We start from the raw sequence: 26,581 nt of genomic DNA, 5'->3' as shown, positions 1-26,581 counted from the left end.
TGCTGTCCCGCCGGCTGCTGTGACAGTGAGCACCAGTTTCCATGTGGAACAGATCGCAGTTGCGGATGGGGTGTTAGGTATCCTGGGTGTCGATTTTGGCAGTGATCCGCTAGGGGATTTCTATACAGAGACCATTGATTTCCCGAGCACCCCGTTTTCGTTTTTTGATGTAGCATCAACCGATGTGTTTGCGACCCGGGTCACCGGTCGTATCCAAGTTGATGATCCGGGCAACTATGAGTTTCGGCTGACCAGCGGTGATACCGTTGTCATGTGGATCGATGGGGGTCCTGTGGTTATCAATGCGGTTGAGGGACTTGCAACCGTGCAGATCGGAGCCTGCAACATGGGCGCAGGTGAGCATGAAATCGTCATTCATCACCTCGACCTGAATGGCGACGCAGAGATGACTCTGGAGTGGCGCGGGCCTGGAGAGACAGATTTCAGCCTGGTGACGCCCAGCCCGGCCGGTACCATCGAAGATGATGATGATGCGGGGTTCATCGTGGACATCGACACCGGAACGTCCGCATTGCTTGCGGTCAAACTGACCGATGTTCCGGACAATTGGGTGATCAGTTCGGATGGGAATGCGGGCATCCCTGCCGGAGGGGAGCTGGATGTCACGGGCTGGGATTTGTCCCAATTGACAATTGCGCCGGCATCCGGGGACTTGGGGCCCGCTACGATCAATGTCGAAACTACGCTGCAAGCACCGGATGGAGAGGTCGAGACGTCGTCCAGCAGTTTTGATGTAAATGTGGTTCCCGAAAATGGGATCGTGCTGGATCTTGATCTGGGATTAGGGGGACTTCCTTTGCCATTGGGGCTGGGTGTCCAACTGGCAGCCCAGCCGGTTTTCCCCGGAGAGGTTCTTGCTGAACCCGCAGTGGACGAGCCCTTGGAGTTGGCCGCTCAGCCGCTTGCGGCACAACTGGATCCAGGTGGTGTGCAGGTGTTGTTCTGAGAAAAGCCAATGCAATTGGCAGCGAAAGCCCGGCCAACCTATGTGTTGCCCCAAGAGACATTATGGGCGTGCTAGGCTGACGGAATCGGGCGGTTGTCCTGGACCCGGAACAGGTTCACCTTGCGGCGCTCTTCCTGCGGGGTGACGCCAAAACTGTCGCGGTAGTGCTGCGATAGGGTTGAGGAGGTGGCATAGCCAACTGCATTGGCGATCGAGGTAATGGAATCCCGGGAGTACATTACCAGCTGCCGTGCCGCGTTCATCCGCAGTGTGCGGTAATAGATTGCGGGGCTTTGCCCGGTGGCGGATTTGAAGCTGCGTTCCAGCTGCCGCGGGGAGACGCCGATTTCGCTGGCTGCGTCGCGGATCGACACCGGATGCTCCAGATTGTCGGCAAAAAGCTCCACCGCCTTGGCCACTGGCGGCGGCAGGCTGTCGGCGGTGCTGTCGGTCTTAAAGGCGGGGATCTTCTGACGCACGCCCTCGGCCCGGACCATCGGGTGCTGAAACCAGCAGGCAACTTCGGTCATCACCGCGTCGCCCATGGTCTGCTCAATCAGTTTGAGCGAGAGGTCGAACATTGCCGCAGCACCGCTGGCGGTAAAGCGGCGGCGGTCCAGAACAATTACATCGTCGACGGTGGCAAGCGATGGGAATTCGGCGCTGAAGGCGGCCTTGTAGCACCAGTGGACCGAGCAGCTGTGCCCGTCGAGCAGGCCGGAACGCGCGAGCGGGAACACCCCGCCTGACACCGCACCCATGGTGGTGCCGTGGCGGGCCAGGTGGCGGAGCTTGCCGTTGGAGCCTTTGGGGTCCTCAAACTTGCCTTGCGGACTGGACAGCAGAAACAGCGTGTCGATGTCCTCGGCCTGATCCAGAGCGCAATCAGGCTGAAAGGCCACATTGGCAGAGGCGTTCACGCTGGCGCCGGTTTCCGAGACCAGTTTCCAGTGAAAGGTTTCAGTGCCGGCAATTTCATTCGCCGCCCGCAAAGGCTCGATAGCCGAGGTCAGGCAGGCCATTGGAAAGCCCGGGAAAATCAGGAAGCCAAGTGTCATGGTGTTATCGCGCTGCATAAGGTGGATATTAGCTTGCGAAGAGGGATTCGCACAGCGGCGAAAGGTGCCTGCGCCGCCCAGGAAGGAAAACGGCGCAGGCGGATCTGCCAAAGCAGGCAGATCCTAGTTCTGCAGGTAGGCCTCCAGCGAGTCGTCCAGGGCGTCTTTCCACGGGGTGTGGTGGACAGGCGCCATGGTGCCGGTGATGACCGATTTGTAGGAATTATTGCGGAAGGCCATGATGTCTTCGGCCTTGTGGCCCTTCCATTCATAGAACGCCTGGCATGCGCCGCCCACGTCGAAGGTCGGGTAGTCGGTTTCTTCGATCAGCTCCAGCACGTAGTCGCCCTGGTATTTGATCGCGTATTTGACGTCATCCGAGGCCTCTTCGCGCGCTTCACGCTCCTTCACGTCGGCCAGCAGGGTTGCCTTGTCCGCGGGGACTTCGATCTTGCCCATGATCGCATCGCGGACCCACCAGGCCTGGGCGTCGAACATGTTGAAAGTGAACCACTGATCCTGCATACCCAGATAGAACATCTTGGGGTTATGGGCAAAAACCACACCCTTATAGAGGTCAGCCGAGGCAAGGCGGTTGGCGGTTTTCAAGCGCAGATCGTCCGGCAGGAAGCTGAAGAAATGCTTGTAGCCGGTGCAAAGGATGATCGCGTCAACTTCCTTTTGGGTGCCGTCCGCGAAGGTTGCGGTGTTGCCGTCGACCGACTCCAGCGCCGGAACCTCGTCCCAGTTGTCCGGCCATTTGAAGCCCATCGGCGCAGAGCGGTAGGAGGTTGTGATCGACTTGGCGCCGTATTTCCAGCACTGCGAGCCGATGTCTTCGGCCGAGTAAGAGGCGCCGAGGATCAGGATGTCCTTGCCCTTGAATTCCCGCGCATCGCGGAAGTCATGGGCGTGCAGCACGCGGCCGTTGAAGGTGTCAAAACCCGGATAGAACGGCACGTTCGGGGTCGAAAAATGGCCTGAGGCACAGATAACGTGATCGAAGTCTTCCTTGTAAGTGCTGTCCTTGGCGTGGTCGTGCACGGTGACGGTGAAATTGCCCGCGTCCTCATTATATTCGACCCAGCGGATCGGTGAGTTGAAGCGGATCCACTTGCGCACGTCTGCTTTTTCCACCCGGCCTTTGATGTAGTCGAACAGCACGGCGCGCGGCGGGTAGGATGCGATTTGTTTGCCGAAATGCTCCTCAAAGGAATAGTCGGCAAATTCCAGGCCTTCCTTTGGCCCGTTGGACCACAGGTAGCGGTACATCGAGCAATGCACCGGTTCGCCGTTATCATCCAGGCCGGTGCGCCAGGTGTAGTTCCACAGTCCGCCCCAGTTGTCCTGCTTTTCAAAGCAGACGATCTCAGGGATTTCTTCGCCCTTGTTGGCGGCGGACTGGAATGCGCGCAGCTGGGCCAGGCCGGAGGGGCCGGCGCCGATGATGGCGATACGTTTCTTTGTCATGTGGCTCTCCCATTGGTACGGACCAATATTTTGGTTTGGTTCTTTTGGTCTGATCCAATTAGGTCCAAAATTGCACCACAGAGTCAACATATTTTCACGGAGGGAATAAGATTTTTCACTGATTGGACTGGCGGGGCAGAGAATTGTTGTTAGGATTCAAGCCATGAAGACGACCAGTTTTGTACACCAGCTGACGGCCCGCGCGGCGCTGCCGCGGCTGTCGGTGGGAATGACAGAATCAGTGAATATCGGCTTTCTTGGCCCGCTTTCGGGCCGGGTGGAGAGCTGGGGGCTGCCAGGACTGAACGGCTGCCGGATCTGGGAAGACGGGTTGAACAAGGCCGGCGGGGTGCTGATTGGCGGCCGCCGCTACCCGATCCGCATCCATTCCTACGATTGCGGATATGACCCGGAACGTTCGCTGGAGGGCGCGGTGGAACTGGTTCAAAAGCATAAGGTGAAGCTTATGCTGATGCTGGGCGGCGATACCTTTGCACCGGTGCGCGATTTTCTGATGCGCAACAAGGTGCTGACCTCGACGCTGCTGCCATCCGATTTGTCGCCCGATACGCCTTATCTGATCGCGCCCAGCGAAGCGCACCCGATCCAGAATGTAACCGGCGTGGCCTGGCTGGCGGAAAATAAACCCGGTTTGAAAACCGTAGCCTTATGCAGCCAGGCGGATCTGCTGGGGATGCCGTCACAGGCGGTTTACCGGGCAGCGTTCAAGGCGGCAGGCAAAACGATCCTGCGCGAGGTGCAGTATGATGCGGGTTCCAGCGATCCGGGGCCGGTGGTGGACCCGATGCTGGAGAGCGGCGCCGATGTCCTGTGCTGGTGCTCGTCTTATGCGCCGATGGTGCATGCGATGACCGAATATGCCTATTCCAAAGGGTTCAAGGGGCAGATTATCAGCTGCACCATGGATGGCTATGATCAGCTGGTGGAACGGACGTCGCCCGGATTTATGGAGGGCGTGGTTTTCCAGTTTCCGGATTTTGACGATCCGTTGCTGCGGGAAAAGGCGTTTTTCTTTAACCGCCCGCATGTGTTTTTTGAGGAATACAACCGCCGTTTCCCAGGCAGCTGGTCGGCGGTAAGCTGGGAGTATGTGGCGATCCTCGACATCTGGCACAGCGCGGTGGAGAAGGCCGGTTCAGTCGAACCTCCATCGGTGCTGGCGGCGATGAAACAGTTGGGGCATGTCACCCACGCGTTTGGCCATGCAGAATGGTGGGGCGAGGATATTTTCGGTATTTCCAATGCCTTGGTTGGCGATTGGCCTGTCGTGACCATCCAGGAAGGCAAGGCGCGGATTGCCGGGTTCAAATCTATCCCCGGCTGGCTGGCGCAGCATTCCGCTTTGCTGAAATCCGAAATGGCGGCGTTGGGGCAACTGTGGCATCAGCGGCTGGAAAGCGGTGCCCCTGGCAGCGAGGTCAGCTCACGCGCAGTGAAGGGCTGAGCGGGCGGAAGACTGGCCGGGCCTAGACCTCCTGCAGCAGTAGATTCTGTTCGTCGATCAGGTGCAGCTTGATGAATTCAACCGCGGATTCCACATCGCGGGAGGCGATGGCATTGAACAGCGTGTTGTAGCGTTTCTGGTATTCCTGCATCCGCTGCGGCGTCAGATGGCGGCGTCGCAGCGCAGTACGGTAGGACAGGCGGCAGGCCTCGATTGTCAGCTCGTAGCAGGAGTGCAGCAGCGGGTTGCCGGTACCCTCGGCAATTTTGCGGTAGAGATCTTCCTCGGCCTCGATGAATTCCCCCGGATCGGTGCGCACAGCCTCGACGCGCGAAAGGATCTGGTCCAGCTCCTCGATCTGCCGCGGGGTCATGTTGATGACAGCAAGGCGCACCAGTTCCGGTTCCAGGATGCCGCGCACCACCAAATGGTCCAGCGGTGAAACTTCCTTGGCCAGTGACGAATAAGTGGTTTCGGGCTTGGGATCAGAGCGGAATTTGACAAAGCTGCCGGACCCGGGGCGGCGATGGATTACGTCCTGGCTGGCCAGAACGTCCAGTGCCTCGCGCACAGTATTGCGGGCAACGCCCAGTTCCGAGGCCAGGGTGCGTTCTGACGGCAGCCGGGTGTCCACCGGGTAGGTGCCAGCCTTGATCCGGGCGAATAGCGTGTCGATCACGACTTGCACTGTGGCGCCAACCGAATGGGTGGTCAGGATTTGCGAGGTGGTGTCTTCCGCTGAGCTCATGGTCTGTTTTTCCGGGCCGGATGGGCGGGGGAATCCCCTGCGCCTGATCGCTGTGACAGATGTGCAGTTACCCGTTTTGGCGGCCTCAATGCAACCTTCTGACACAGCTGGGATTGGTCTTAAGGTTAACGATTCTTGGGTTCAGCGGCAAGAAAGCTGAAAAAAATTGGTTCATAAATTGGTTGAGGGAGTGTTTGCATAACATGTGCCGCAAGGTCATGTTTTTGTGCCGTTTTCAGAGGCTGTCTTGCCGTATATCCGAGCGATTGGTCTTGTATTGGTGCCTTTTTGGTCCCCTGTGTGAAAGAAAATTTCTTTGCGGTGAACCAACTCGCTGCTAGCCTTGACCCGGGATGGGGCCAATTTGTCCCAACTGGTTCAGTCGTGTTGAACTGAAATCAAGGGGCACCGAAGACGGCGACCGCATCCTGCTGAAAACACCGCCGTAAAAACAGGCGGGTCCAACATGGGAGACGAAGATGATTTCCAAGATCGTGAAATCGGGGCTGACCCGGAGGACGTTCCTTAAGTCGACGGCGGTTACCGCGATGAGTGCCGGGCTGCCGGCTGCGTCGCTGGCGGCAGGCAGCACCATCAAGATCGGTCTTCTGGCGCCGCTGACCGGTGCCGTGGCGGCCTGGGGCAAGCCGGGACTGGACGGCTGCCAGATCTGGGCTGAGCGGGTGAATGCCGCGGGCGGCATTAAACTGGGCGATGGCAGCTATGACATCGAGTTCGTGTCTTATGACAACGAATACGACCCGGCCAAAGCGCGCACCGGGGCGACCAAGCTGATCCGGGAGGACGGCGTCAGCTTTATCATGATGCTGGGCGGCGACACCTGGCCCGGTGTGCAGCCGGTGGCGGATAAGACCGGCATGTTGTTTTCGACCTTGCTGCCATCGGATTTGTCACCCGATTCCAACACGCTGATTGCACCGGCTGAGGTGCACCCGATTTACAATGTGACCGGGGTGGAGTGGCTGGCCGAGAACAAGCCGGAGCTGAAGACCGCGGTGATGTGCGCGCAGGATGATGCGCTTGGCCTGCCCTCGGTTGCGACCTATTTGGCGGCGTTTGAGGCCGCCGGCATCGAGATGCTGGATGAACCGCTGCTGTTTGACCCGGCAACCACCGATTTTGCGCCGGTTGTCACCCGTCTGATCAGCAAGGACCCGGATATTGTCTGCCTCGATACCTGCTACAGTGATTACGTGCATCCCATTGCCGAGCAGCTGTTCCAGCAAGGGTTCAAGGGGCAGATTATTTCCTGCACTGCGGATTTCTATGACCAGATGATCGCCAAGACCTCGGAAGAGTTCATGGAAGGTTTTGTCTTTCAGTTCCCGGATTTCGATGATCCGGCGCTGAATGGCGACAACATAAACTTTACCGATCCGAATGGGTTCTATGAGGAGTTCAACACCCGCCACCCGGGCCAATGGGGCGCGGTGAGCTGGGAGTATGCCTCGATCATGGACCTGTGGAAGGCAGCAGCGGAGAAGGCAGGATCGGCCAGTCCGGATGCCGTGGCGGCTGCGATGAAAGAGGGCAAGGGCAAGCATGCCTTTGGCGACGCGGAGTGGTGGGGCACCGAGCTGTTCGGCATCGACAACGCGCTGGTTGGCGACTGGCCTGTGGTGGCGATTGAGAGCGGCAAGGCCCGGATCAAGGAATTCCGTTCGATCCCGGACTGGTACGCAAAACACGGCGATCTGCTGATCAAGCATATGCAGGCCTATGACCAGATGTGGGATCAGCGCAGCTGATCTTTCAGGCAGGCAATCCCGCGGCCGGGGGGCAGATCCCCGCGCCGCAGACCGACTGAATAAAGAGACAATCCAATGCTGGACCTTCTGGCGCAGACCGGCCTGAATGCCGTGTATGCTGCGAGCTATATTTCCCTTGTTGCTGTGGGGCTTGTGCTGATTTTTGGCGTCATGGGGGTGATCAACTTTGCCCATGGCGAACTGTTCATGGCGGGCGCTTATGCGATTGTGGCGCTTTATGCTGACCTGCACGTGCCGTTCTTTATCGCAGTTGCCATAGGCCTGTTGTTTGTGGGTTGTCTGGGCCTGTTGATGGAAAAGACGCTGTTCAGGCCGTTGAAGGACAATCCTTTGGGCGGGCTGGTCGCCTCGATCGGGTTTCTGATGATCCTGCAGGCGCTGGCGGTGATGGGGTTCGGCGTGCGGATGGTGCATATCCCGCCAGTGACGCAAGAAGTCATTGTGTTCAGTGACAAGGTGCGGCTGCCGGTGGCGCGGCTCTATGTGATCATCGCCGCAATCGTGTTGCTGTCGGCGCTTTGGTACTTTCTGAAGCGGACCAAGTTCGGCTGGGCGCTGCGCGCATCAGCCCAGGACCCTGAAGCGGCGGCGCTGCAAGGGATTTCGATCACCATGACCGCGCGGATTGCCATGTTCATCGGCGCCGGTCTGGCCGGGATTGCCGGGGCGCTGACCGCACCGCTGGTTTCGGTCAACCCGCATATGGGCCATTCGGTGATTGTTACCGCCTTTATCGTCATCATCGTCGGCGGGGTCGGTTCGCTGGAAGGCGCCATCGTTGCCTCGGTCGCCTATGCGCTGGTGCATACGTTTGTGACCACTTTCTACGATGGCGTTCTGGCAGACATTGTTGGCCTGTCCTTAATGCTGGTTGTGCTGATCGTGAAGCCCACCGGCTTGTTTGGGAGTGCGGACCGTGCCTAAGCTTCTGATATGGATTGCGGCGCTGGCCGCGCTGATCGCCCTGCCGCATGGCCTTAGCTTTTCGCAGCAGGAAATCCTGGTGTTCCTGACCATCAACGTTCTGCTGGTGGCCAGCTACCGGCTGCTGACGCTGACCGGTGAATGGTCGCTGGGGCATGTGGTGATCATGGGGGTGGGGGCCTATTCCTCAGCCCTGCTGACTAAGAAGCTGGGTGTTTATGTGCCGGTTTCGATGCTGCTGGGCGGGGGTATTGCCGCGTTGATTGCAGTGCTTCTGTCCTTTCCGCTGTTCCGGATGAAGGGGTTTTATTTCCTGATCGGATCGTTTGCAGCCGGTGAAATCATCCGCCTGCTGTGGAAGCGGTTCCGGGACCCGTTTGGCGGCGCCAAGGGGATCAAAGGGATCGACCCGGTGCCGGATTTCTCGGTCGGGTTCTATCAGTTCGATTTCTTTGAACCGACGTCCTACTACTATTTCGCGGGCGTCATTGTGGCGGTCTGCCTGTGGATCCTGTGGCGGATTGAGAAGTCGCCGGTTGGTCTGACCTTCCATGCGGTGCATTGGCAGGACAAGCTGGCGCAGGCCTCGGGCGTGAATGTGCGGGCCTACCGGACGCTGGCCTTTGCCATTGCCTCGGGCTTTGCCGGCATCTCGGGCGCTCTGCTGGCGCATTACATTGGGACCATTAACCCCAACGCCTTTGATATCGATCTGATGGTCTATGTGCTGACCTGGGCGATTGTTGGCGGCACCGCGACATTCTACGGCCCGATCCTGGGCTGCGTTGTGCTGACGGTGATCAACGAGGTTGTGCTGCGTGAGCTGGGCCTCGAGCAGATGCGGCCGCTGATCTACGGCGCCATCATGATCCTGTCGATCCTGTTCCTGCCCAATGGGCTGGAAAGCCTCGTGCAGAAATTCACCCAGAGACGTGCCGCTGGCGGCGCGCCGGAACGGAGGCCGGCAGAATGACTGATTTTCTTGAGGTCAAAGACCTGACCATGCGGTTTGGCGGCCTGACAGCGGTGGACAGCCTGTCGTTCAAGGTGGCGCATGGTTCGATCCATGGTCTGATCGGCCCCAATGGGGCGGGCAAAACCACGACGTTCAACATGATCTCGGGGTTCTACAAACCGACCGAGGGCCAGGTGCTGCTGCGCGGTGAGGATATCTCCGGCCTGCAAATGCACGAGGTTGCGCGGCGCGGGGTGGTGCGGACCTTCCAGCACTCGACGCTGTTTGCTGAGCTGACGGTGCTGGAGAATGCGCTGGTTGGCACCCATATGCCGTTCCGCCCCAATATCTTTGCCGCGATCATCGGCTGGGACAAGGAGGACCGCAGCGGTGCAGAGGCGCGCGCCAGGGAAGCGCTGGAGTTCTTCGGCCTGGATCATGTGATGCACGAGCGCGCCGGCGATCTGAGCCACGGCCACCAGCGGGCGCTGGGCATGGCGGTGGCCTATGCCAGCCATCCGGATGTGATCCTGCTGGACGAGCCGTTCACCGGCATGAACCCGGAAGAAACCCGGCAGATGATGGATCTGATGGAACGGCTGAAGGCGGACGGGATCACCATCCTGATCGTTGAACATGACATGCAGGCGATCATGGGGCTGTGCGACACCATCACCTGCATGAGCTTTGGCAAGTTTCTGGCCGAGGGCGGACCGCAGGAAATCCGCAACCATCCGGCGGTGATAGAGGCCTATCTGGGGGGCGCGCGCCATGTTGCTTGAGATGAAGAACATTGCCGTCAACTACGGCAAGATCAACGCAATCCGGAACATCTCGGTAGCGGTGCCGGAGGGTAAGATCGTCACCATCATCGGCGGCAACGGGGCGGGCAAGACCACCACGCTGCGGGCGATGTCGGGGATGATACCGATCACCGAGGGCGAGATCACCTTTGAGGGCAAGCGGATCGACCATCTGCCTGCGCATAAAGTGGTCGCAAACGGCATTGCCCATGTGCCCGAAGGACGGCGGATCTTCCCTGATATGACGGTGGAGGAAAACCTGCGCACCGGCGCGTTTTTGCGCAATGACAAAGGGGCGATTGAGGGTGATCTGGAGGATGTCTTCAAGCGCTTCCCGCGCCTGCGCGAGCGGCGCACCCAGATGGCCAAGACCATGTCCGGCGGTGAGCAGCAGATGCTGGCGATTGGCCGCGCGCTGATGTCCAAGCCGCGGCTTTTGCTGATGGACGAGCCGTCTATGGGATTGGCGCCGGTAATTGTCGAGGAGATCGCCCGGATCGTCGAGGAGATCAACGCCAACGGATTATCTGTGGTTTTGGTCGAGCAAAACGCCGAACTTGCGCTGGAACTGGCTGACTATGCCTATGTTCTGGAAACGGGAAATGCAGCAATGGAGGGACCAGCAGATGAGCTTCACGGCAATGAACACGTCCGCGCCGCGTATCTGGGGCTTTAAGCCTGACGCGGAAATGCGGATCGCGCGCGAAGCGGGATGGTCCCGCGCCGATCTGATCTGGGAACGGCTGATGGAACGGGCGCTGGCTGAGGCTGGACGTGACCGCCCGCGTAAGGCTATGAGGCTGTTTCGTCTGGCGGATATTGTGGCGCGGGTTGCCTTTGCGGCAATTGATCTGCGCCGGGCAGCGCCAGCCGCAAATCTGGCGGTGCTGCAGTTCCGGGCGGGTGCATCGGAAAAGGCTGAACGGCTGCAAGCCCGTGCATTGGCGATCTGGGCCGGGGCGGATGGGCAGGTGGACGCCATGCAGATCGCACCGCGCAGCCGGTCATCATTGTTTCATTTAAGAATGGAGGCGCTGCACCGGGACACTTTTCATGCCAATCTGAAAACCCGGGTGGGCCGGATCGCAGCAGAGACCGGTGAAACCCTGCGCAGCCTGACCTCCGGCTGGCCGGTCGGCCACCGCCACGCCAGCCGCTGGCGCGGCGAAAAACCAGTGGTGTTTGACGGCACGCGCAAGGTTCTTGGCGCCTGTTTGCTGCTGCTGGATGACTGAAGATGGGGAAACCCGGAAAGTCGGCGATTGCAAGCCCGGGCCGGATGGTCCGGGTTTCCTTGTCAGCGTTATTGTTCAGCTGGGTTGAACAGCAACAATTTTCTTTCCTGTGGCGGTGAGGGCTTGGGAAAAAGTGGTAATGCCAGTAAAATAATTTTCGCGTGGTTTCTTGCGTCCGGAAAAGTTTTTGCGTATCGCCCGCTGCGCGCTTGTCAGAGGCCGTCCATAAGGAAGATAACACAGTGGCTAAACCCAAAGACGATAGCGACGCAGTGGCAAATAACCTTTCTCAAGATCCGCACCGGGTCCGCGACGGCGCGGAAAAAGTTCTGGAGGTGGCGATTGGCCGCGAGGTCCGGTCGTTCCGGCGCCAGCAGGGGATCACTGTGGCCGATCTGGCCACGCTGACCGGGCTGTCGATCGGAATGCTGTCAAAGATCGAGAACGGCAATACATCCCCGTCGCTGACCACGCTGCAATTGCTGGCCAACGCGCTGAGCGTTCCGATTACTTCATTCTTCCGCCGTTTTGAGGAAACCCGCGAAGCGGTGCATACTAGGTCGGGCGAAGGCGTCGAGACCGAGCGTGCCGGAACGCGGGCAGGCCATCAGTATCAGTTGCTGGGGCATCTGGGCGCCAATGCTTCGGGTGTTTTGGTGGAGCCTTACATGATCTCCCTGACCGAAGAGTCGGATGTCTTCCCGACCTTCCAGCATGATGGCGTTGAATTGCTTTACATGCTGGAAGGTGAGGTGGATTACCGGCATGGCGACAAGGTTTTTCCGTTGAAGCCTGGAGACACGCTGTTTTTTGATGCCGACGCGCCGCATGGGCCGGAACAGCTGATCAAGCTGCCCGCACGCTATCTGTCGATCATTTCGTATCCGCAGTCGAGCTGAGCCGCAGCCAGAGCGCTCCCGCCTGCTGCGGAACACCTGAAGATGTCCCTGCACAGTTGGGCGTGGCGCCGCGCGGTGCGCGGCGCGGTTGCGTCATGGGGCTGATGTTGCCGAAACTGCCCGCAGCGCGCGAAGCGCGCTGCACGGCCCAACGCTGCACAGGGGGCAGGCGGAGCCTGTTGTCTGGTGCGGGGGCGGGAGTGCAACGCCGCTTATCTCCGGGCAAAAAGAAACTGCCGGGCCAGAGGCGGCGGCAGTCAGTGAGGCGGGCCTGAATGACAGGGGGTAGGGACGGCCCGCCGGGTTGTTTCAGAATCAGTCGTCTGCCCAGATACCGTCCGAGGTCGGGCTGCCGTCATCAAACTGCGACAGATACTCCACCATCAGCGGGCGGTTGTCGATGAAGCCTTTGTAGGTGGCCAGCTCCTCCGGCAGGTCGCGGATGACGCGGTGCAGGCGGCGTGCCCATTTCGGCACCGTGACCAGATCCTCAAACCGGATCAGGTAGCAGCGGATCGGGAACACCAGCGCGTTGGAGCGGGGCAGGCGGAAGAAAGTCTGCAGCTCAACCCGCAGGTGCTGCTTTTCGCCGATGTTTTCCATCGTCAGCCCCTGCTTCATGGTGCCCCATTTGTGATAATTCTCAGGCGAGGTGTCGAGCAGCGGATTGACGGTCATCGTCCAATTAAGGCGCCGGGCCGGCTGGCCCTGCTGGATGTTCAGCAAGAACTTCAACGCGCGCACGAAGATGCCCATTTCATTCGCCTTGGGCACCGGCGCATGCCACTCAAAAAAGTTCATGCCGATGTCGAAATCCAGGCTCCAGTCGGCCTGGGTGGTGACCATGCCGGCATCCATCCACAAGTTGTCGTCGCGCTGATCCAGCACTGCAAAATCGCCCTGGGTCTGGCGGGTGATGTATTCCATCGGCCCGTAGGGCAGGGTGCTTTCATCCAGGAACGTGAATGTGTCATCAATCCCCAGCGGCTTGTTGATCCAGCGCCAGCGGTTGCCGTCCTTGTGCAGTTCGAACAAATCCGGGTATTCAGCCGCCTTGGCCTCCATGATCAGCTCAACCAGATCCCAGCCCGCCAGGGTCATATGCGGGAGCGACTGGCAGCGCAGCGGATCATCCGCCAGCACCCGCGCGCGGTCCTTCATTTCGGAGACATAATGCTCATCCACGTCGAAGGTGCGTTCAAACACCGAGCCGGGACGGTAGGACTTATGCGGCTCCATGTTCACGGAATACATGTAGCTGTCTTCGTGGAACGGGAAGGGGAAGCGTTTGATGGCCCAATCCGAGTTCTTGAAGGTGAAGTCGCCGTAGAAGGTTTCGTCGTTGAATTGAATGGTCATTTTCTTTTCCTCAGCGATCCAGAACCAGGGTCTTGCCCTCGAAACGTGAGACGCAGGGCATGATGTGTTTGCCGCCCGCCTTTTGTTCGTCGTCGAGCCAGTGGTCGTAGTGCAGAAACTTGCCGTCGTAGCCGACGACATTGGTTTCGCACTGTCCGCAGGCGCCGCCGCGGCAGAGGTAAGGGGCGTCGACGCCCGCGGCCTCAATCGCTTCCAGCAGCGATTGGTGCTCGCCGACCTGTATCACCTTGCCTGAGACTGCCAGCTTGACCTCAAAAGGCTTGCCGGAGGCGGGGGCCAGGAACTCCTCGGAATGCACCGCCTCGCGCGGCCAGCCCATTTCCGATGCGGTGCCATGCACCCAATTGATCATGCCCTTGGGGCCGCAGACATAGACATGGGTGCCCAGCGGCTGGGTGGCGAGCAGGGTCGTAAGGTTGATCGCTTCGCCCTGGTCGTCGTGATAGATGTGCACTTTGCCCGGATACTTTGCCGTCAAGTCCTCGGCATAGGTGCCAAGCGAGGCATTGCGCACGGAATAGTGCAGCTCAAACTGTCCGCCCATCATTGCCAGCTGATGCATCTGGGCCATGAAGGGTGTGATGCCGATACCGCCGGCCAGCATCAGATGCTTCTTGGCGCGCAGATCAAGAGAGAACAGGTTCACCGGGTTGGAGATCACCATTTCCATGCCCTCTTTCACCTGAGAGTGCATGAATTTGGAACCGCCGCGGCCCTGATCGTCGCGCCGCACCGAGATGGTGTAGGCGCCGCGGTCGGCCGGGTTGGACATCAGGGAATAGGCGTTGAGCCGGGTGATATCGCCGTCCTGCATTTCCACCACGGTATGCGCCCCGCCCGAGAAGGTCGGCAGGTCGCCGCCGCCGGTGCGGACGAATTTGAAACGGGTGACAAGATCATTGACCGGTTTGACCTCGGCCACGGTGACATTCAGTTTTGCGGTGCCAGCACTCATTTGAACAGCTCCACTTTTTCGGGGATGTTGCCCGGATCCTCGGCATCCACCCGCACGCCCTGAAAGGCAGCCAGGCGGCGCGAATAGTGATCGCGCACGAACAGGCTGAGGCCGCAGTGGCTGCATTCAAACGGGTCGGTGGTGACGTCCTCGGTGATGCCTTTGCAATGGACGCACTGCATGCGCCGTGCGGTGGAGCCGCGGTGTTCGGTCTGGATCGCGGTATGCGGTATGCCGGCTGCGGTGGCCTCGGCCATTGCCTGGCCCATCAGGCTTTCGGTGCCGGTCAGGTAAATTTGAGTGCCCATGTGGCAGTCCTGCAGCGCGCGGCGGATGCGGCTTTGGGCGGCCTCATATGAGGGGCCGGCGTAATACTGACCAGCGCCAATCGCTTCCAGTTGGCTGGTGAATTTGGTGCCGGTATCCTTGGGGATGAAGATAATGTGGGCCTTAGCCCAGAAACCCGGGTCGACGAATTTGGCCAATTCAAGGATTGCCTCGGCACCTGCCGCGTCGGCAATCATCAGGTGGCCGCTGCCCGGGCGGGCTTCAAGCTCGCCATAGACAGGGCGGCTGTTGATGGAGGGGGGGAATTCGGTTTTAGACATGTGGGTCGCTTTTCCTGCAGTCCGGGTGAACGAAAGCGGGCGCCCCCAAAGGGGGGACGCCCAGGATCCGGATCAGCCCTTTGCGGTGCGGATCGATTTGTCCTTGTCATAGAAGGGCATTTCTTCGGCGGTGGCTGCAATCTCGGTGCCATCGCCATTGCGGACTGTCAGCTCGGTGCCCGGCTTGGCGCAGGCCACCGGCATCCGCGCGATGCCCACGTTGTGCTTGTTCACGTCGGAGTACATGCCGTAGGTGACCACGCCGACTTTCTCGCCGTTCTGCAGTAAATCCGCGCCCTCATCCGCCGGGGTGGTGCCTGCCAGCACGACGCCGTAGATCTTGAACCGCTCCTTGCCTTCAGCGGCATAGTGGTTCTCGGCGCCGATGAAGCCGGTCTTGCCGGGGGATACGGTGAACTCCAGTCCCAGCTCCCACAGGGTGTCGCCGCAGGTTTCATCGTTGAACGGATAGGTCTCAGAGTTGTCGCCCGGGTAAAACAGCAGGTAGCTTTCGGTGCGCAGGAGGTCGAGCGTCGAGAACTGGACCGGGACGATACCCAGGCCTTTGCCCTCTTTCAGGATGCTGTCCCACAGGTGAACCGCGTCTTTGGACTGGCAGAAAATCTCATACCCGCGTTCACCGGTATAGCCGGTACGGGAGATCATCACCGGGCAGCCGAACAGCTTGGTCTGGATGATGCCGAAGTAGGCCAGATCGCGGATGCCCGGCACATATTCGGCCAGAAAATCAACAGCGACCGGCCCCTGCAGCGACATATCGTGCAGATTGTCGTCGAAGATCACCGAACAGTTCTTGCCTGCGGCAACCGCGTTCAGCTGCTCCATGCCGGTTCCGGTGCCATGCACAACCATCCAGCTGTTCACCGACAGGCGGTAGATGATGCAATCGTCGACGAATTTGCCCTGATCGTTCAGGATCGATGCATAGGTTGAGCGGCCGGGCATGATCTTTTCGACGTTGCGGGTGGTGACCCGGTCGATGACCTGGGCTGCGTGTTCACCCACGACGTGGACTTTTTTCAAGCCTGATACGTCCATAAGGCCGGCCTTGGTGCGGACCGCCTCATAGTCGGCTTTGGCGCGTTCAGGTGTGTGGTCATAGAACCAGGCGGTTCCCATGCCGTTCCAATCTTCCAGCTCACCGCCGATTTCCTTGTGCCGCTGAGCCAGTGCTGAGGTCCGCCAGATAATGGCCATCGTCTATGTCTCCCTGATAGTGGTGGACCAAATTTCTCGATTTGGTTCCATTGGTCCGGTCCAGTTAGCCAAAAGAGGGGGCGCTGTGTCAACGATTATTCCTAGCAGGAAAAAGATTTTGCTTAAAAGGCCGATTCCGAACGGGTTTGCGGCAAGGATTGGCCCGAAATGGTCTTTTTGGCAGGCTGCTTGTGGCGGAGACGGCTGCAGAGTGTCCTGTTTCAGGGGAGAATCACCCCCTTCCGGTGCCGGAGATTTGCTTGATTTTGTCGCAAATCCACGATTGCGCCACGCATTTGCCATATGCCCAGGGCCTGGGAGACTGCCGTAAGGGGGATGAAGGCAGAACGCCTTAAACCCTTGAGAGGGTAGGCTTTAAGCGGCTGACAGGAGCGCAGCAAAGGCGTTTGCATGGCAGTTTGAGCTTTTCTGAGGGTGAACAAACTTTCACATGATTATTGACAGCCTGACCTCCTGAGACACAATAATAAATGAAAATAATATTCCCGAGAGGCAAAAAATGCCCGGGTGAACTGCCAACAGGAGGGCAAAACATTGGATGGAAATCTGAACGCGTTAACAACGGTGTTCACCGAGTTCTACTACTGGGTGACCGTTGTCTTCATGTTCCTCATACACGTGGGGTTCTGCATGTATGAGGTCGGCGCCAGCCGCCACCGCAACCATATGCACACGCTGATGAAGAACATCATGATCATTCCCCTGGTCACGGTGACATTCTTCTTCTTCGGCTGGTGGATTTACTGGGCATTCCCGAACTTCCCGTTCTTCGGAGGCCTGAACCACGAAGCCGGCGCGGCAAACTTGCCGTGGTCGCAGAATATGGCCACCAACCTGTCCGACCGGATCACCGGTGTGTTCTGGGCAGCGTTCCTGCTGTTTTCCTGGACTGCTGCGTCGATTGTATCGGGCGCTGTGATCGAACGGATCCGGTCATCCGCGTTGTGGGTGCACGCGGTGATGATCGGCTCGGTGTTCTGGATCATTGATGCGGCCTGGGGCTGGCATGCCGAAGGCTGGATGGTGAAATACCTCGGCTATCACGATGCCTATGCATCGGGTGTGATCCACGCGATTGCCGGCGGTTACGCGCTGGGTGTGATCATGGTTCTTGGCCCTCGCCTGGGCAAGTTTGCCGCTGACGGCACGCCGCGCGATATCCCGCCGCATAATCCCTGGATGCTGACCATTGGTATCTTCCTGATCTATTCCGGGTTCTGGGGCTTTTATGCGGCCTGCAACATTCCGGTAATCTCACCTGAAGGCATTGGTGGCTTGCTGACTGGCGACACTTGGACCGCAACCAATATCTATCTGGCACCGACTTCGTTGTCTGCGATCACCTTCAACTTCCTGATGTCGCTGTCAGGCGGTCTGATGGCGGCCTATGTGGTGTCCAAGGGCGATGCGTTCTGGACTTTCTCCGGCGGTCTGGCCGGGATCATTACCGCCTCTGCGGGTAATGATTTGTATCACCCGATCCAGGCGATGCTGGTTGGCGCTGTTGGTGTCGTGATCGTCTACAAGCTGCACTATTGGGTCGAACGCAGATTTAAGCTGGATGACGCTGTTGGGGCGGTTGCCGTACACGGGTATTCCGGCATTGTCGGACTGATCCTTGCAGGATTCTTGCTGTGGGGTGCGCCGAGCTCGCCGTATGAGGGGTATGCAACCGTGAACCCGGTTGGTCAGACCATTGGCGCGGTGATCATGTTTGGTGTTCTGGGCTGGCTGCCGGGTTTCCTGATCGCCAAGATGCAGGCCGCCGCAGGTGTGCTGCGCATCCCGGTTGAGGTCGAACTGCAAGGTCTCGATTACGCCGAACATCATGCCTACGAAGATGCCAAAGCCGAAATCATCGCCGCTGACAAAGAAGCGCTGAACGGTGGCAGTGTTCCAGCTGAATAAGGAGAATTGAAATGTCTACGATCGGTTACGACAGCTGGGCAGTGGACCTGGCTGAGGTAGGGGCGGTCTACCCCTTCCAGGGATCAGAAGGATTGATGGTGGTCTTGGGGGTCGTCTTCTGGATTGCCTGGCACCGGATACAGTTTGTGCGTGAAGGCGCCCATTTGGAGAAAGCCAAGCAAATGGGAGATAAGGACAAAATAAACTCCTTGCTTGAGAAATACTAACTCTGCCCCTTCAGGGGCGCGCCAGTTTGGCGCGCCCCATCTTACCTTCTTAGGAAAAAAAGTTTCACAAGAGTTGAATGGCAGATCGCAAACTGCTAGCGTTGATTCGAGATGAAAAGCAGGAGGCTTACCCATGTGCGGGATTGTCGGTCTTTTTCTAAAAGACAAATCACTTGAGCCGAAATTGGGCGATATGCTCACAGATATGCTCATCACCATGACGGACCGCGGTCCGGACAGTGCGGGCATCGCAATCTATGGATCAGAGACGGACGGGCACACCAAGCTTACCGTTCAGTCTGATGTGCCGGAGGAGGCCTTTAACGGGCTGGAAGGTGCGCTTGCCGAAGCGCTGAGCACCGATGTGTCGATCCGGGTGATCGATACCCACGCGGTGCTGGATGTGCCCGCGGGCAAGGCAGAGGAAGCCCGCAGCGCGCTGGCCGAGCTGCGTCCCGGAATGCGTGTCATGAGCGCAGGCGACACTATCGAGATTTACAAGGAAGTGGGTCTGCCCGAAAAAGTCGCCGAGCGTTTCGACGTGCGCGGCATGGGTGGCACCCATGGCATCGGCCACACCCGTATGGCCACGGAATCTGCTGTGACCACCGAGGGCGCACACCCGTTCTCCACCGGCTCGGATCAGTGCCTGGTGCACAACGGCTCGCTGTCCAACCACAACTCGCTGCGCCGCAAGCTGCGCCGGGACGGTGTGCGGATCGAAAGCCAGAACGACACCGAAGTGGGCGCGGCCTATCTGACCTGGAAGATGCAGAACGGTGCCACTCTGGGGGAAGCGCTGGAAGGTACTCTGGAGGATCTGGACGGTTTCTTTAATTTTGTTGTGGGCACCAAGGACGGTTTTGGCGTGGTCCGGGACCCGATCGCCTGCAAGCCGGCCGTGATGGCAGAGACCGACCAGTATGTGGCCTTCGGCAGCGAATACCGCGCACTGGTGAACCTGCCGGGCATCGAAGACGCCCGCGTCTGGGAGCCCGAACCCGCAACCGTTTACTTCTGGAACCATTAAGATGCAGACATATGATCTTGAAGCAAATGGCCTGCGCGGTCTGAACTCGACCTTGCAGGAACAGAATGGCGGCACCAACAAAACCGCCTGGGAAATTGTGAACGCCAAGGGCAGCCATGCAATTGCCGTGGGTCTGAATTCGCCGATTGAAGTCACCGTCAAAGGGTCCACCGGCTACTATTGCGCCGGCATGAACCAGCAGGCGACTGTCAGGGTAGAAGGCTCGGTTGGTCCCGGTGTCGCTGAAAACATGATGTCCGGCACCGTGATCGTCGAAGGCGACGCCAGCCAGTATGCTGGTGCCACCGGCCATGGCGGGTTGCTGGTGATCAAGGGCAACGCCTCCTCGCGCTGCGGGATATCGATGAAGGGCATCGACATCGTTGTGCATGGCAACATCGGCCACATGTGTGCCTTCATGGCGCAGGCGGGAAACCTGGTGGTGCTGGGCGATGCCGGCGACGCGCTGGGCGACAGCTGCTATGAAGCGCGGTTCTTCGTGCGCGGCTCGGTCAAGAGCCTGGGCGCGGATTGCATCGAGAAGGAAATGCGCCCCGAGCATATCGCGATCCTCAAGGATCTGCTGGCGCGCGCCGGCGCTGATGCCAAGCCGGAGGAGTTCAAGCGCTACGGGTCGGCCCGTCAGCTTTACAACTTCGATGTCGACAACGCGCAAGCGTACTAAGGATTAAGGCTATGTCAGATCAGGATACTAAAATCCCCCGCACCGAGCCGATCCAGTCGGCGACCTTCACCAACCCGATCAACGCAGAAATCCGCCGCGCTGCGGCGACCGGGATCTATGACATCCGCGGTGGCGGCGCCAAGCGCAAGGTGCCGCATTTCGATGACCTGCTGTTCCTCGGCGCCTCGGTATCGCGCTATCCGCTGGAGGGCTACCGCGAGAAATGCGAAACCAAGGTGACGCTCGGCACCCGTTTTGCCAAAAAGCCGATTGAGCTGGATATCCCGATCACCATCGCGGGCATGAGCTTTGGCGCGCTGTCCGGCCCCGCCAAGGAGGCCCTGGGCCGCGGTGCATCCGCTGCAGGCACCTCGACCACCACTGGCGACGGCGGCATGACCCCGGAAGAGCGTGGTCATTCCAGCAAGCTGGTTTATCAGTATCTGCCGTCCCGCTACGGCATGAACCCGGATGATCTGCGCAAGGCTGATGCGATTGAGATTGTGGTCGGACAGGGCGCCAAACCCGGCGGCGGCGGTATGCTGCTGGGTCAGAAAATCTCGGACCGGGTCGCGCATATGCGTACCTTGCCGAAAGGTATCGACCAGCGTTCTGCCTGCCGCCACCCGGATTGGACCGGCCCGGACGATCTGGAAATCAAGATCCTGGAACTGCGTGAAATCACCGACTGGCAGGTGCCGATCTATATCAAGGTTGGCGGCACCCGGCCCTATTACGACACCGCGCTGGCGGTTAAGGCCGGCGCAGACGTGGTGGTTTTGGACGGCATGCAAGGCGGCACCGCCGCCACTCAGGACGTCTTTATCGAACATGTCGGCCTGCCGACGCTGGCCTGTATCCGCCCTGCCGTGCAGGCGCTGCAGGATCTGGGCGTTCACCGCGAAGTGCAGCTGGTTGTCTCCGGCGGCATCCGCACCGGCGCAGATGTGGCCAAGGCGATGGCGCTGGGCGCAGATGCGGTGGCCGTCGGCACTGCAGCGCTGATCGCGCTGGGCGACAATGATCCGAAATGGGAAAGCGAGTACCAGAAGCTGGGCACCACCACCGGCGCCTATGACGACTGGCACGAAGGTATGGACCCGGCTGGTATCACCACTCAGGATCCCGAACTGATGAAGCGCGTCGATCCCGTTGAAGCCGGCCGCCGTCTGCGCAACTATCTTAAGGTAATGACGCTGGAAGCGCAGACAATTGCGCGCGCTTGCGGCCACAACCATTTGCACAATCTCGAGCCCGAGGATCTGTGCGCCCTGACAATGGAGGCTGCCGCCATGGCGCGTGTGCCGCTGGCCGGTACCGACTGGTACCCTGGCAAAGCAGGGTTCTGATGATTGGCAGGCGCGGCCGGGCAATGGCCGCGCCTTTTTTAAAATACGTTCAACAGGGAAAGGGAGTGGGACCATGACAACAGATCTGGCTGCTTTCGCAAAAGAAAAAGGCGTTAAGTATTTCATGATCTCCTTCACCGACTTGTTCGGTGGCCAGCGCGCCAAACTGGTGCCGGCGCGGGCGATCGCGGATATGCAGGAAGACGGCGCGGGATTTGCTGGTTTTGCCACTTGGCTTGACCTCACACCGGCGCATCCCGACATGCTGGCAGTGCCGGATCCCGACGCGGTCATCCAGCTGCCTTGGAACAAGGAAATCGCCTGGGTTCCAGGCAATTGCGTGATGGAAGGCGAAGACGTCGCCCAGGCGCCGCGCAACGTGCTGCGCCGCCTGATCAAGGAAGCCGCGGACGAGGGCCTGCATGTGAAAACCGGCATTGAGGCCGAGTTCTTCCTTCTGACCCCCGATGGCGAGGAAATCTCGGATCCCTTCGATAATGCCGAAAAGCCCTGCTATGACCAGCAGGCAATGATGCGCCGTTTGGATGTGATCCGCGAAATCAGCGATTACATGCTGGAACTGGGCTGGGGCGCGTATCAGAACGACCACGAGGACGCCAACGGCCAGTGGGAAATGAACTGGGACTTCGACGACGCCCTGGCGACCGCTGACAAGCACAGCTTCTTCAAGTTCATGGCAAAATCCGTGGCGGAAAAGCACGGCTTCCGTGCGACTTTCATGCCCAAACCGGTAGAGGGTCTTACCGGCAATGGCTGCCATGCTCATATCTCGGTCTGGGACGCGCCTGGCGGGGATTCGCGCACCAATGTATTTGCCGCCGAAAAGGGTGCTGGCGATATTGCGGAACTGGGTCTGTCCGAACAGGGCGGCTGGTTCCTGGGCGGCATTATGAAGCACGCCTCGGCCTTGGCAGCGATCACCAATCCGACAGTGAACTCCTACAAGCGCATCAACGCGCCGCGTACCATGTCGGGGGCAACCTGGGCGCCGAACACCGTCACCTGGACCGGCAACAACCGGACCCACATGGTGCGTGTCCCCGGTCCCGGCCGGTTTGAGCTGCGCCTGCCTGACGGCGCGGTGAACCCCTATCTGCTGCAGGCGGTGATCATTGCCGCCGGCCTTTCCGGTGTCCGCGCCAAGGCGGATCCCGGCCCGCGCCATGACATCGACATGTATGCCGAAGGCCACACCATCACCGACGCGCCGAAGCTGCCGCTCAACATGCTGGACGCGCTGCGGTTCTACGACAAGGACGATGGCCTGAAGGCGATGATGGGCGAGGAGTTTTCCGCTGCTTACCTGAAGATGAAGCAGCAGGAATGGAACTCTTTCGTCAACCACTTCTCCCGCTGGGAAAAGGACAACACGCTGGATATCTGACCCGGCAGTGATTCCCCTGTCTGGCCTTCGGGCCGGACCCTGCACGGCCCGGGCATTGCCCGGGCCCTTTTTGTTTGCGGCAGCTCATGCCGCATATGCGCCGTCTTTACCCCGGGTGAAATTCCGCCTGTTTCCGATCGGCGTCCGAAGCACTGAAAAGGCCCTGTTTTTCAGGCGAATGTGGTCAGGAATGTGTTGACGTGCAGGAAAATAATTTAATTAATAGGAATATAAAGCGCCTCGACAGGGCACGCGCCACGGGGTTTCAGCCAGAAGATTCGGCAAAAGGGAGAGAGCCATGAGCTACAAGAGTGACATCGAGATTGCGCGTGAAGCGCAGAAGAAGCCGATCCAGGAGATTGGTGCGAAGATCGGGATTTCCAGCGATGACCTGCTGCCCTACGGCCACGACAAGGCAAAGGTGTCCCAGTCGTTCATCAACTCGGTTCAGTCCAAGGAAGACGGCAAGCTGATCCTGGTGACCGCGATCAACCCGACGCCCGCGGGCGAAGGCAAGACCACCACCACCGTGGGTCTGGGCGACGGTCTGAACCGGATCGGCAAGAACGCGATGATCTGTATCCGCGAGGCCTCGCTGGGCCCGAACTTCGGCATGAAGGGCGGCGCTGCAGGCGGCGGTTACGCGCAAGTGGTGCCGATGGAGGAAATGAACCTCCACTTCACCGGCGACTTCCACGCCATCACCTCGGCCCACTCGCTGCTGTCGGCGATGATCGACAACCACATCTACTGGGGCAATGAGTGCGAGATCGACACCCGCCGCGTTGCATGGCGCCGGGTTGTGGACATGAACGACCGGGCCCTGCGCACCATCACCGCGTCGCTGGGCGGTGTCTCCAACGGTTTCCCGCGCGAAGCCGGTTTTGACATCACCGTGGCCTCCGAAGTGATGGCGATCCTGTGCCTCGCGAACGATCTGAAGGACCTGGAAAAGCGCCTTGGCGACATCATCGTGGCCTACCGCCGCGACAAGACCCCGGTCTACTGCCGCGACATCAAGGCCGAAGGCGCGATGACCGTTCTGCTGAAGGACGCGATGCAGCCGAACCTGGTGCAGACCCTGGAAAACAACCCGGCGTTTGTGCACGGCGGCCCGTTTGCCAATATCGCGCATGGCTGCAACTCGGTGATTGCCACCAAGACCGCGCTGAAAGTCGCTGACTATGTGGTGACTGAGGCAGGCTTTGGCGCTGACCTCGGCGCCGAGAAGTTCATGAACATCAAATGCCGCAAGGCAGGCATCGCACCGTCGGCAGTGGTGCTGGTTGCCACCGTGCGCGCGATGAAGATGAACGGCGGCGTCGCCAAGGCTGACCTGGGCGCCGAGAACGTCGAGGCTGTGAACAACGGCTGCGCCAACCTGGGCCGCCACATCGAGAACATCAAATCCTTTGGTGTGCCGGTTGTGGTTGCGATCAACCACTTCGTCACCGACACCGATGCCGAAGTGGACGCTGTCAAAGCCTACGCCGCCACCCATGGCGTCGAGGCGGTGCTGTCGCGCCACTGGGAGCTGGGCTCGGAAGGGTCGGCGCCGCTGGCCGAGAAGGTTGTGGAAATCGTCGATGCGGGCCAGGCCAACTTTGCGCCGATCTACCCGGACGAGATGTCGCTGTTCGACAAGATCGACACCATCGCCAAGCGCATCTACCGCGCCGACGAGGTGCTGGCCGACAACAAGATCCGCAATCAGCTGAAGGAATGGGAAGACGCAGGCTACGGCAATCTGCCGGTCTGCATGGCGAAAACCCAGTATTCCTTCTCGACCGACCCGAGCTTGCGCGGCGCGCCCACCGGCCATTCGGTTCCGGTGCGTGAGGTCCGCCTGTCAGCCGGTGCCGGCTTCATCGTCGCGGTCTGCGGCGAGATCATGACGATGCCGGGCCTGCCGCGCAAACCGGCCTCGGAAACCATCCGCCTGAATGACGACGGCCAGATCGAAGGCTTGTTCTAAGACAGGATATGCGACATTCAGCGGCCCGGGACATCCCGGGCCGCTGGAGTTTCAAGCGCAATCCGAAGTCTGAGGCACCGCCACTGGTCCGAGGGGACGAAGACGGGAACCGGTTTTCGGAATCAATTGCGCGACCACCAAAAATGGTCAGAACCTCACATGGCCCAAAGCAATGAAAGCCGAGGTTCTGACGCATGAGCACAGAGACACCGCCGCAGGACTGCCAGTCGATGGCAGAGGTGCGGGCCCAGATTGACCGGCTGGATATTGAGCTGGTGCAGCTTCTGGCCGCCCGGGCGGGCTATATCGACCGGGCGATCCAGCTGAAGCAAGCCAACGGCTGGCCGGCGCGGATTCCGGAACGGGTTGAGGAAGTGGTCATGAATGCCCGCGCCGCCGCGGAAGGGGAGGGGCTGGACCCCGATCTGATCGAAGGCCTGTGGCGGCAGCTGGTGGACTGGTCGATTGCCCGCGAGGCGCGGGTGATCCGGGAAGAGTAAGGCGGGCCGAATGCCTGCACAAAAAGGAAGAGAGCAATGGCAGCAACTCTGATTGACGGCAAGGCCTTTGCGGCCAAGGTGCGCGGCCATGTGGCCGGGCATGTGGCGCGGCTGAAAGAAGAGCACGGCATCACCCCCGGCCTGGCCGTGGTTCTGGTCGGCGAAGACCCGGCAAGCCAGGTCTATGTGCGCTCCAAGGGCAAGCAGACCGTTGAGGTCGGCATGAACTCGGTTGAGCACAAGCTGGATGCGGACACGTCCGAGGCGGATCTGCTGGCGGTGGTTGATCAGCTGAACAACGACCCCTCGATCCACGGCATTCTGGTGCAGCTGCCGCTGCCGGGGCATATGAACGAGGATCTGGTGATCAATTCGATCGCGCCGGAAAAGGACGTGGACGGGTTCCACGTCTCCAACGTCGGCCTGTTGGGCACCGGTCAGAAATCGATGGTGCCCTGCACGCCCTTGGGCTGCCTGATGATGCTGCGCGACCATCATGGGTCGCTGTCGGGCATGGATGCGGTTGTGATCGGCCGTTCCAACATCGTCGGCAAGCCGATGGCGCAGCTCTTGCTGGGCGACAGCTGCACCGTGACCATCGCGCATTCGCGCACCAAGGACCTGGCCGAAGTGGTGCGCCGCGCCGACATCGTGGTGGCCGCCGTGGGCCGCCCGGAAATGGTGCCGGGCGACTGGATCAAGGAAGGCGCCACCGTCATCGATGTCGGCATCAACCGGATTGATGCGCCCGAAAAAGGCGAAGGCAAGATGAAGCTGGTCGGCGACGTCGATTTTGCCAGTGCCGCTGAGCGCGCCGGCGCCATCACCCCGGTGCCGGGCGGTGTCGGCCCGATGACCATCGCCTGCCTGCTTGCGAACACCGTCACCGCCTGCTGCCGCGCCAACGGTCTGAAAGAGCCCGAAGGCTTGACCGCCTGAGGCAGCGCAGAACGCTGAAACCTGTACCAAACAGCTCCCGCCGGACGCCTCCGGCGGGAGTATTTTT

The 26,581-nt window shown here is 59.8% G+C and carries 25 protein-coding genes; 18 read left to right on the top strand and 7 right to left on the bottom strand.

Annotated features, from left to right (window positions below; genetic code table 11):
* The coding region (locus L1069_RS20495) for a PA14 domain-containing protein (protein WP_237456875.1) at positions 1-967 on the top strand (967 nt) is incomplete at its 5' end.
* A 71-nt stretch (positions 968-1,038) separates the two neighbouring features.
* Here L1069_RS20495 and L1069_RS20490 read toward each other — a convergent pair.
* Positions 1,039-2,043 (bottom strand): GlxA family transcriptional regulator, encoded by a 1,005-nt coding sequence (locus L1069_RS20490; protein ID WP_027256656.1) that lies wholly within the window; start codon positions 2,041-2,043, stop codon positions 1,039-1,041.
* Positions 2,044-2,148: 105 nt separating this feature from the next.
* Positions 2,149-3,495 (bottom strand): NAD(P)/FAD-dependent oxidoreductase, encoded by a 1,347-nt coding sequence (locus L1069_RS20485; RefSeq protein WP_129372319.1) that lies wholly within the window; start codon positions 3,493-3,495, stop codon positions 2,149-2,151.
* A gap of 163 nt (positions 3,496-3,658) precedes the next feature.
* Here L1069_RS20485 and L1069_RS20480 point away from each other — a divergent pair, with 163 nt between their 5' ends.
* Positions 3,659-4,960, top strand: a complete 1,302-nt coding sequence (locus tag L1069_RS20480) for an ABC transporter substrate-binding protein (protein ID WP_237456874.1) — start codon at positions 3,659-3,661, stop codon at positions 4,958-4,960.
* A 22-nt stretch (positions 4,961-4,982) separates the two neighbouring features.
* Here L1069_RS20480 and L1069_RS20475 read toward each other — a convergent pair whose 3' ends face one another.
* Complete coding sequence (locus tag L1069_RS20475) at positions 4,983-5,708, bottom strand: FCD domain-containing protein (RefSeq protein ID WP_129372317.1); 726 nt, start codon at positions 5,706-5,708, stop codon at positions 4,983-4,985.
* Positions 5,709-6,187: 479 nt separating this feature from the next.
* On the opposite strand from L1069_RS20475, the gene L1069_RS20470 reads away from it, so the two are divergent.
* The 7 genes from L1069_RS20470 to L1069_RS20440 all read left to right on the top strand — a co-directional run bounded on the left by L1069_RS20470 (position 6,188) and on the right by L1069_RS20440 (position 12,314).
* Positions 6,188-7,477: an ABC transporter substrate-binding protein gene (locus tag L1069_RS20470; RefSeq protein ID WP_237456873.1), complete on the top strand. Its 1,290-nt coding sequence runs from the start codon at positions 6,188-6,190 to the stop codon at positions 7,475-7,477.
* A gap of 75 nt (positions 7,478-7,552) precedes the next feature.
* Positions 7,553-8,422: a branched-chain amino acid ABC transporter permease gene (locus L1069_RS20465; RefSeq protein WP_237456872.1), complete on the top strand. Its 870-nt coding sequence runs from the start codon at positions 7,553-7,555 to the stop codon at positions 8,420-8,422.
* Entirely contained in the window at positions 8,415-9,395 is a 981-nt protein-coding gene (locus L1069_RS20460) for a branched-chain amino acid ABC transporter permease (protein WP_237456871.1), read from the top strand. The genes L1069_RS20465 and L1069_RS20460 overlap by 8 nt, the downstream gene beginning before the upstream one ends.
* Complete coding sequence (locus L1069_RS20455; protein ID WP_129372313.1) at positions 9,392-10,159, top strand: ABC transporter ATP-binding protein; 768 nt, start codon at positions 9,392-9,394, stop codon at positions 10,157-10,159. The genes L1069_RS20460 and L1069_RS20455 overlap by 4 nt, the downstream gene beginning before the upstream one ends.
* Positions 10,149-10,856 (top strand): ABC transporter ATP-binding protein, encoded by a 708-nt coding sequence (locus tag L1069_RS20450; protein ID WP_129372312.1) that lies wholly within the window; start codon positions 10,149-10,151, stop codon positions 10,854-10,856. The genes L1069_RS20455 and L1069_RS20450 overlap by 11 nt, the downstream gene beginning before the upstream one ends.
* Positions 10,807-11,415: a tetratricopeptide repeat-containing protein gene (locus L1069_RS20445; protein ID WP_237456870.1), complete on the top strand. Its 609-nt coding sequence runs from the start codon at positions 10,807-10,809 to the stop codon at positions 11,413-11,415. Before L1069_RS20450 ends, L1069_RS20445 begins: the two co-directional genes overlap by 50 nt.
* A gap of 242 nt (positions 11,416-11,657) precedes the next feature.
* Positions 11,658-12,314: an XRE family transcriptional regulator gene (locus tag L1069_RS20440; RefSeq protein WP_129372311.1), complete on the top strand. Its 657-nt coding sequence runs from the start codon at positions 11,658-11,660 to the stop codon at positions 12,312-12,314.
* A gap of 315 nt (positions 12,315-12,629) precedes the next feature.
* Here the strand turns inward: L1069_RS20440 and L1069_RS20435 are convergent, their stop codons facing one another.
* From L1069_RS20435 to L1069_RS20420, 4 genes are all read right to left on the bottom strand, one after another.
* A complete protein-coding gene (locus L1069_RS20435; RefSeq protein WP_134828723.1) occupies positions 12,630-13,673 on the bottom strand; it encodes a DUF3445 domain-containing protein in 1,044 nt (347 codons plus the stop codon).
* 10 nt (positions 13,674-13,683) lie between these two features.
* Complete coding sequence (locus L1069_RS20430) at positions 13,684-14,649, bottom strand: PDR/VanB family oxidoreductase (RefSeq protein WP_134828724.1); 966 nt, start codon at positions 14,647-14,649, stop codon at positions 13,684-13,686.
* Positions 14,646-15,257, bottom strand: coding sequence for a dimethylamine monooxygenase subunit DmmA family protein (locus L1069_RS20425; protein WP_237456869.1), 612 nt, complete (start codon positions 15,255-15,257; stop codon positions 14,646-14,648). The genes L1069_RS20430 and L1069_RS20425 overlap by 4 nt, the downstream gene beginning before the upstream one ends.
* A 72-nt stretch (positions 15,258-15,329) precedes the next feature.
* Positions 15,330-16,475: an aminomethyltransferase family protein gene (locus L1069_RS20420; protein ID WP_237456868.1), complete on the bottom strand. Its 1,146-nt coding sequence runs from the start codon at positions 16,473-16,475 to the stop codon at positions 15,330-15,332.
* Between the two features lie 555 nt (positions 16,476-17,030).
* On the opposite strand from L1069_RS20420, the gene L1069_RS20415 reads away from it, so the two are divergent.
* The 9 genes from L1069_RS20415 to folD all read left to right on the top strand — a co-directional run bounded on the left by L1069_RS20415 (position 17,031) and on the right by folD (position 26,514).
* Positions 17,031-18,404 (top strand): ammonium transporter, encoded by a 1,374-nt coding sequence (locus L1069_RS20415; RefSeq protein WP_237456867.1) that lies wholly within the window; start codon positions 17,031-17,033, stop codon positions 18,402-18,404.
* Positions 18,405-18,415: 11 nt separating this feature from the next.
* On the top strand, positions 18,416-18,631 hold the full coding sequence (locus L1069_RS20410) for a hypothetical protein (protein ID WP_129372305.1): 216 nt from the start codon (positions 18,416-18,418) through the stop codon (positions 18,629-18,631).
* A gap of 133 nt (positions 18,632-18,764) precedes the next feature.
* Positions 18,765-19,661 carry a glutamine amidotransferase family protein gene (locus L1069_RS20405; RefSeq protein WP_237456866.1) on the top strand — a complete coding sequence of 299 codons (897 nt, stop codon included), beginning with the start codon at positions 18,765-18,767 and terminating at the stop codon, positions 19,659-19,661.
* Between the two features lies 1 nt (position 19,662).
* A complete protein-coding gene (locus L1069_RS20400) occupies positions 19,663-20,346 on the top strand; it encodes a protein GlxC (RefSeq protein WP_129372303.1) in 684 nt (227 codons plus the stop codon).
* An 11-nt stretch (positions 20,347-20,357) separates the two neighbouring features.
* Positions 20,358-21,695: an FMN-binding glutamate synthase family protein gene (locus tag L1069_RS20395; RefSeq protein WP_129372302.1), complete on the top strand. Its 1,338-nt coding sequence runs from the start codon at positions 20,358-20,360 to the stop codon at positions 21,693-21,695.
* 73 nt (positions 21,696-21,768) lie between these two features.
* Complete coding sequence (gene glnT / locus L1069_RS20390; protein WP_237456865.1) at positions 21,769-23,100, top strand: type III glutamate--ammonia ligase; 1,332 nt, start codon at positions 21,769-21,771, stop codon at positions 23,098-23,100.
* A 298-nt stretch (positions 23,101-23,398) separates the two neighbouring features.
* A complete protein-coding gene (locus L1069_RS20385; protein ID WP_129371743.1) occupies positions 23,399-25,075 on the top strand; it encodes a formate--tetrahydrofolate ligase in 1,677 nt (558 codons plus the stop codon).
* A 194-nt stretch (positions 25,076-25,269) separates the two neighbouring features.
* Positions 25,270-25,575, top strand: a complete 306-nt coding sequence (locus tag L1069_RS20380) for a chorismate mutase (protein ID WP_237456864.1) — start codon at positions 25,270-25,272, stop codon at positions 25,573-25,575.
* A gap of 36 nt (positions 25,576-25,611) precedes the next feature.
* Positions 25,612-26,514 carry a bifunctional methylenetetrahydrofolate dehydrogenase/methenyltetrahydrofolate cyclohydrolase FolD gene (gene folD, locus L1069_RS20375; protein ID WP_237456863.1) on the top strand — a complete coding sequence of 301 codons (903 nt, stop codon included), beginning with the start codon at positions 25,612-25,614 and terminating at the stop codon, positions 26,512-26,514.
* Positions 26,515-26,581: the final 67 nt, after the last annotated feature.

The organism is Leisingera sp. MMG026, assembly GCF_021654205.1.
In the GTDB taxonomy this organism is placed as follows: Bacteria; Pseudomonadota; Alphaproteobacteria; order Rhodobacterales; family Rhodobacteraceae; genus Leisingera.
Note: the sequence above shows the minus strand (reverse complement) of the source record. Positions and strands in the feature narration are given on the sequence as shown.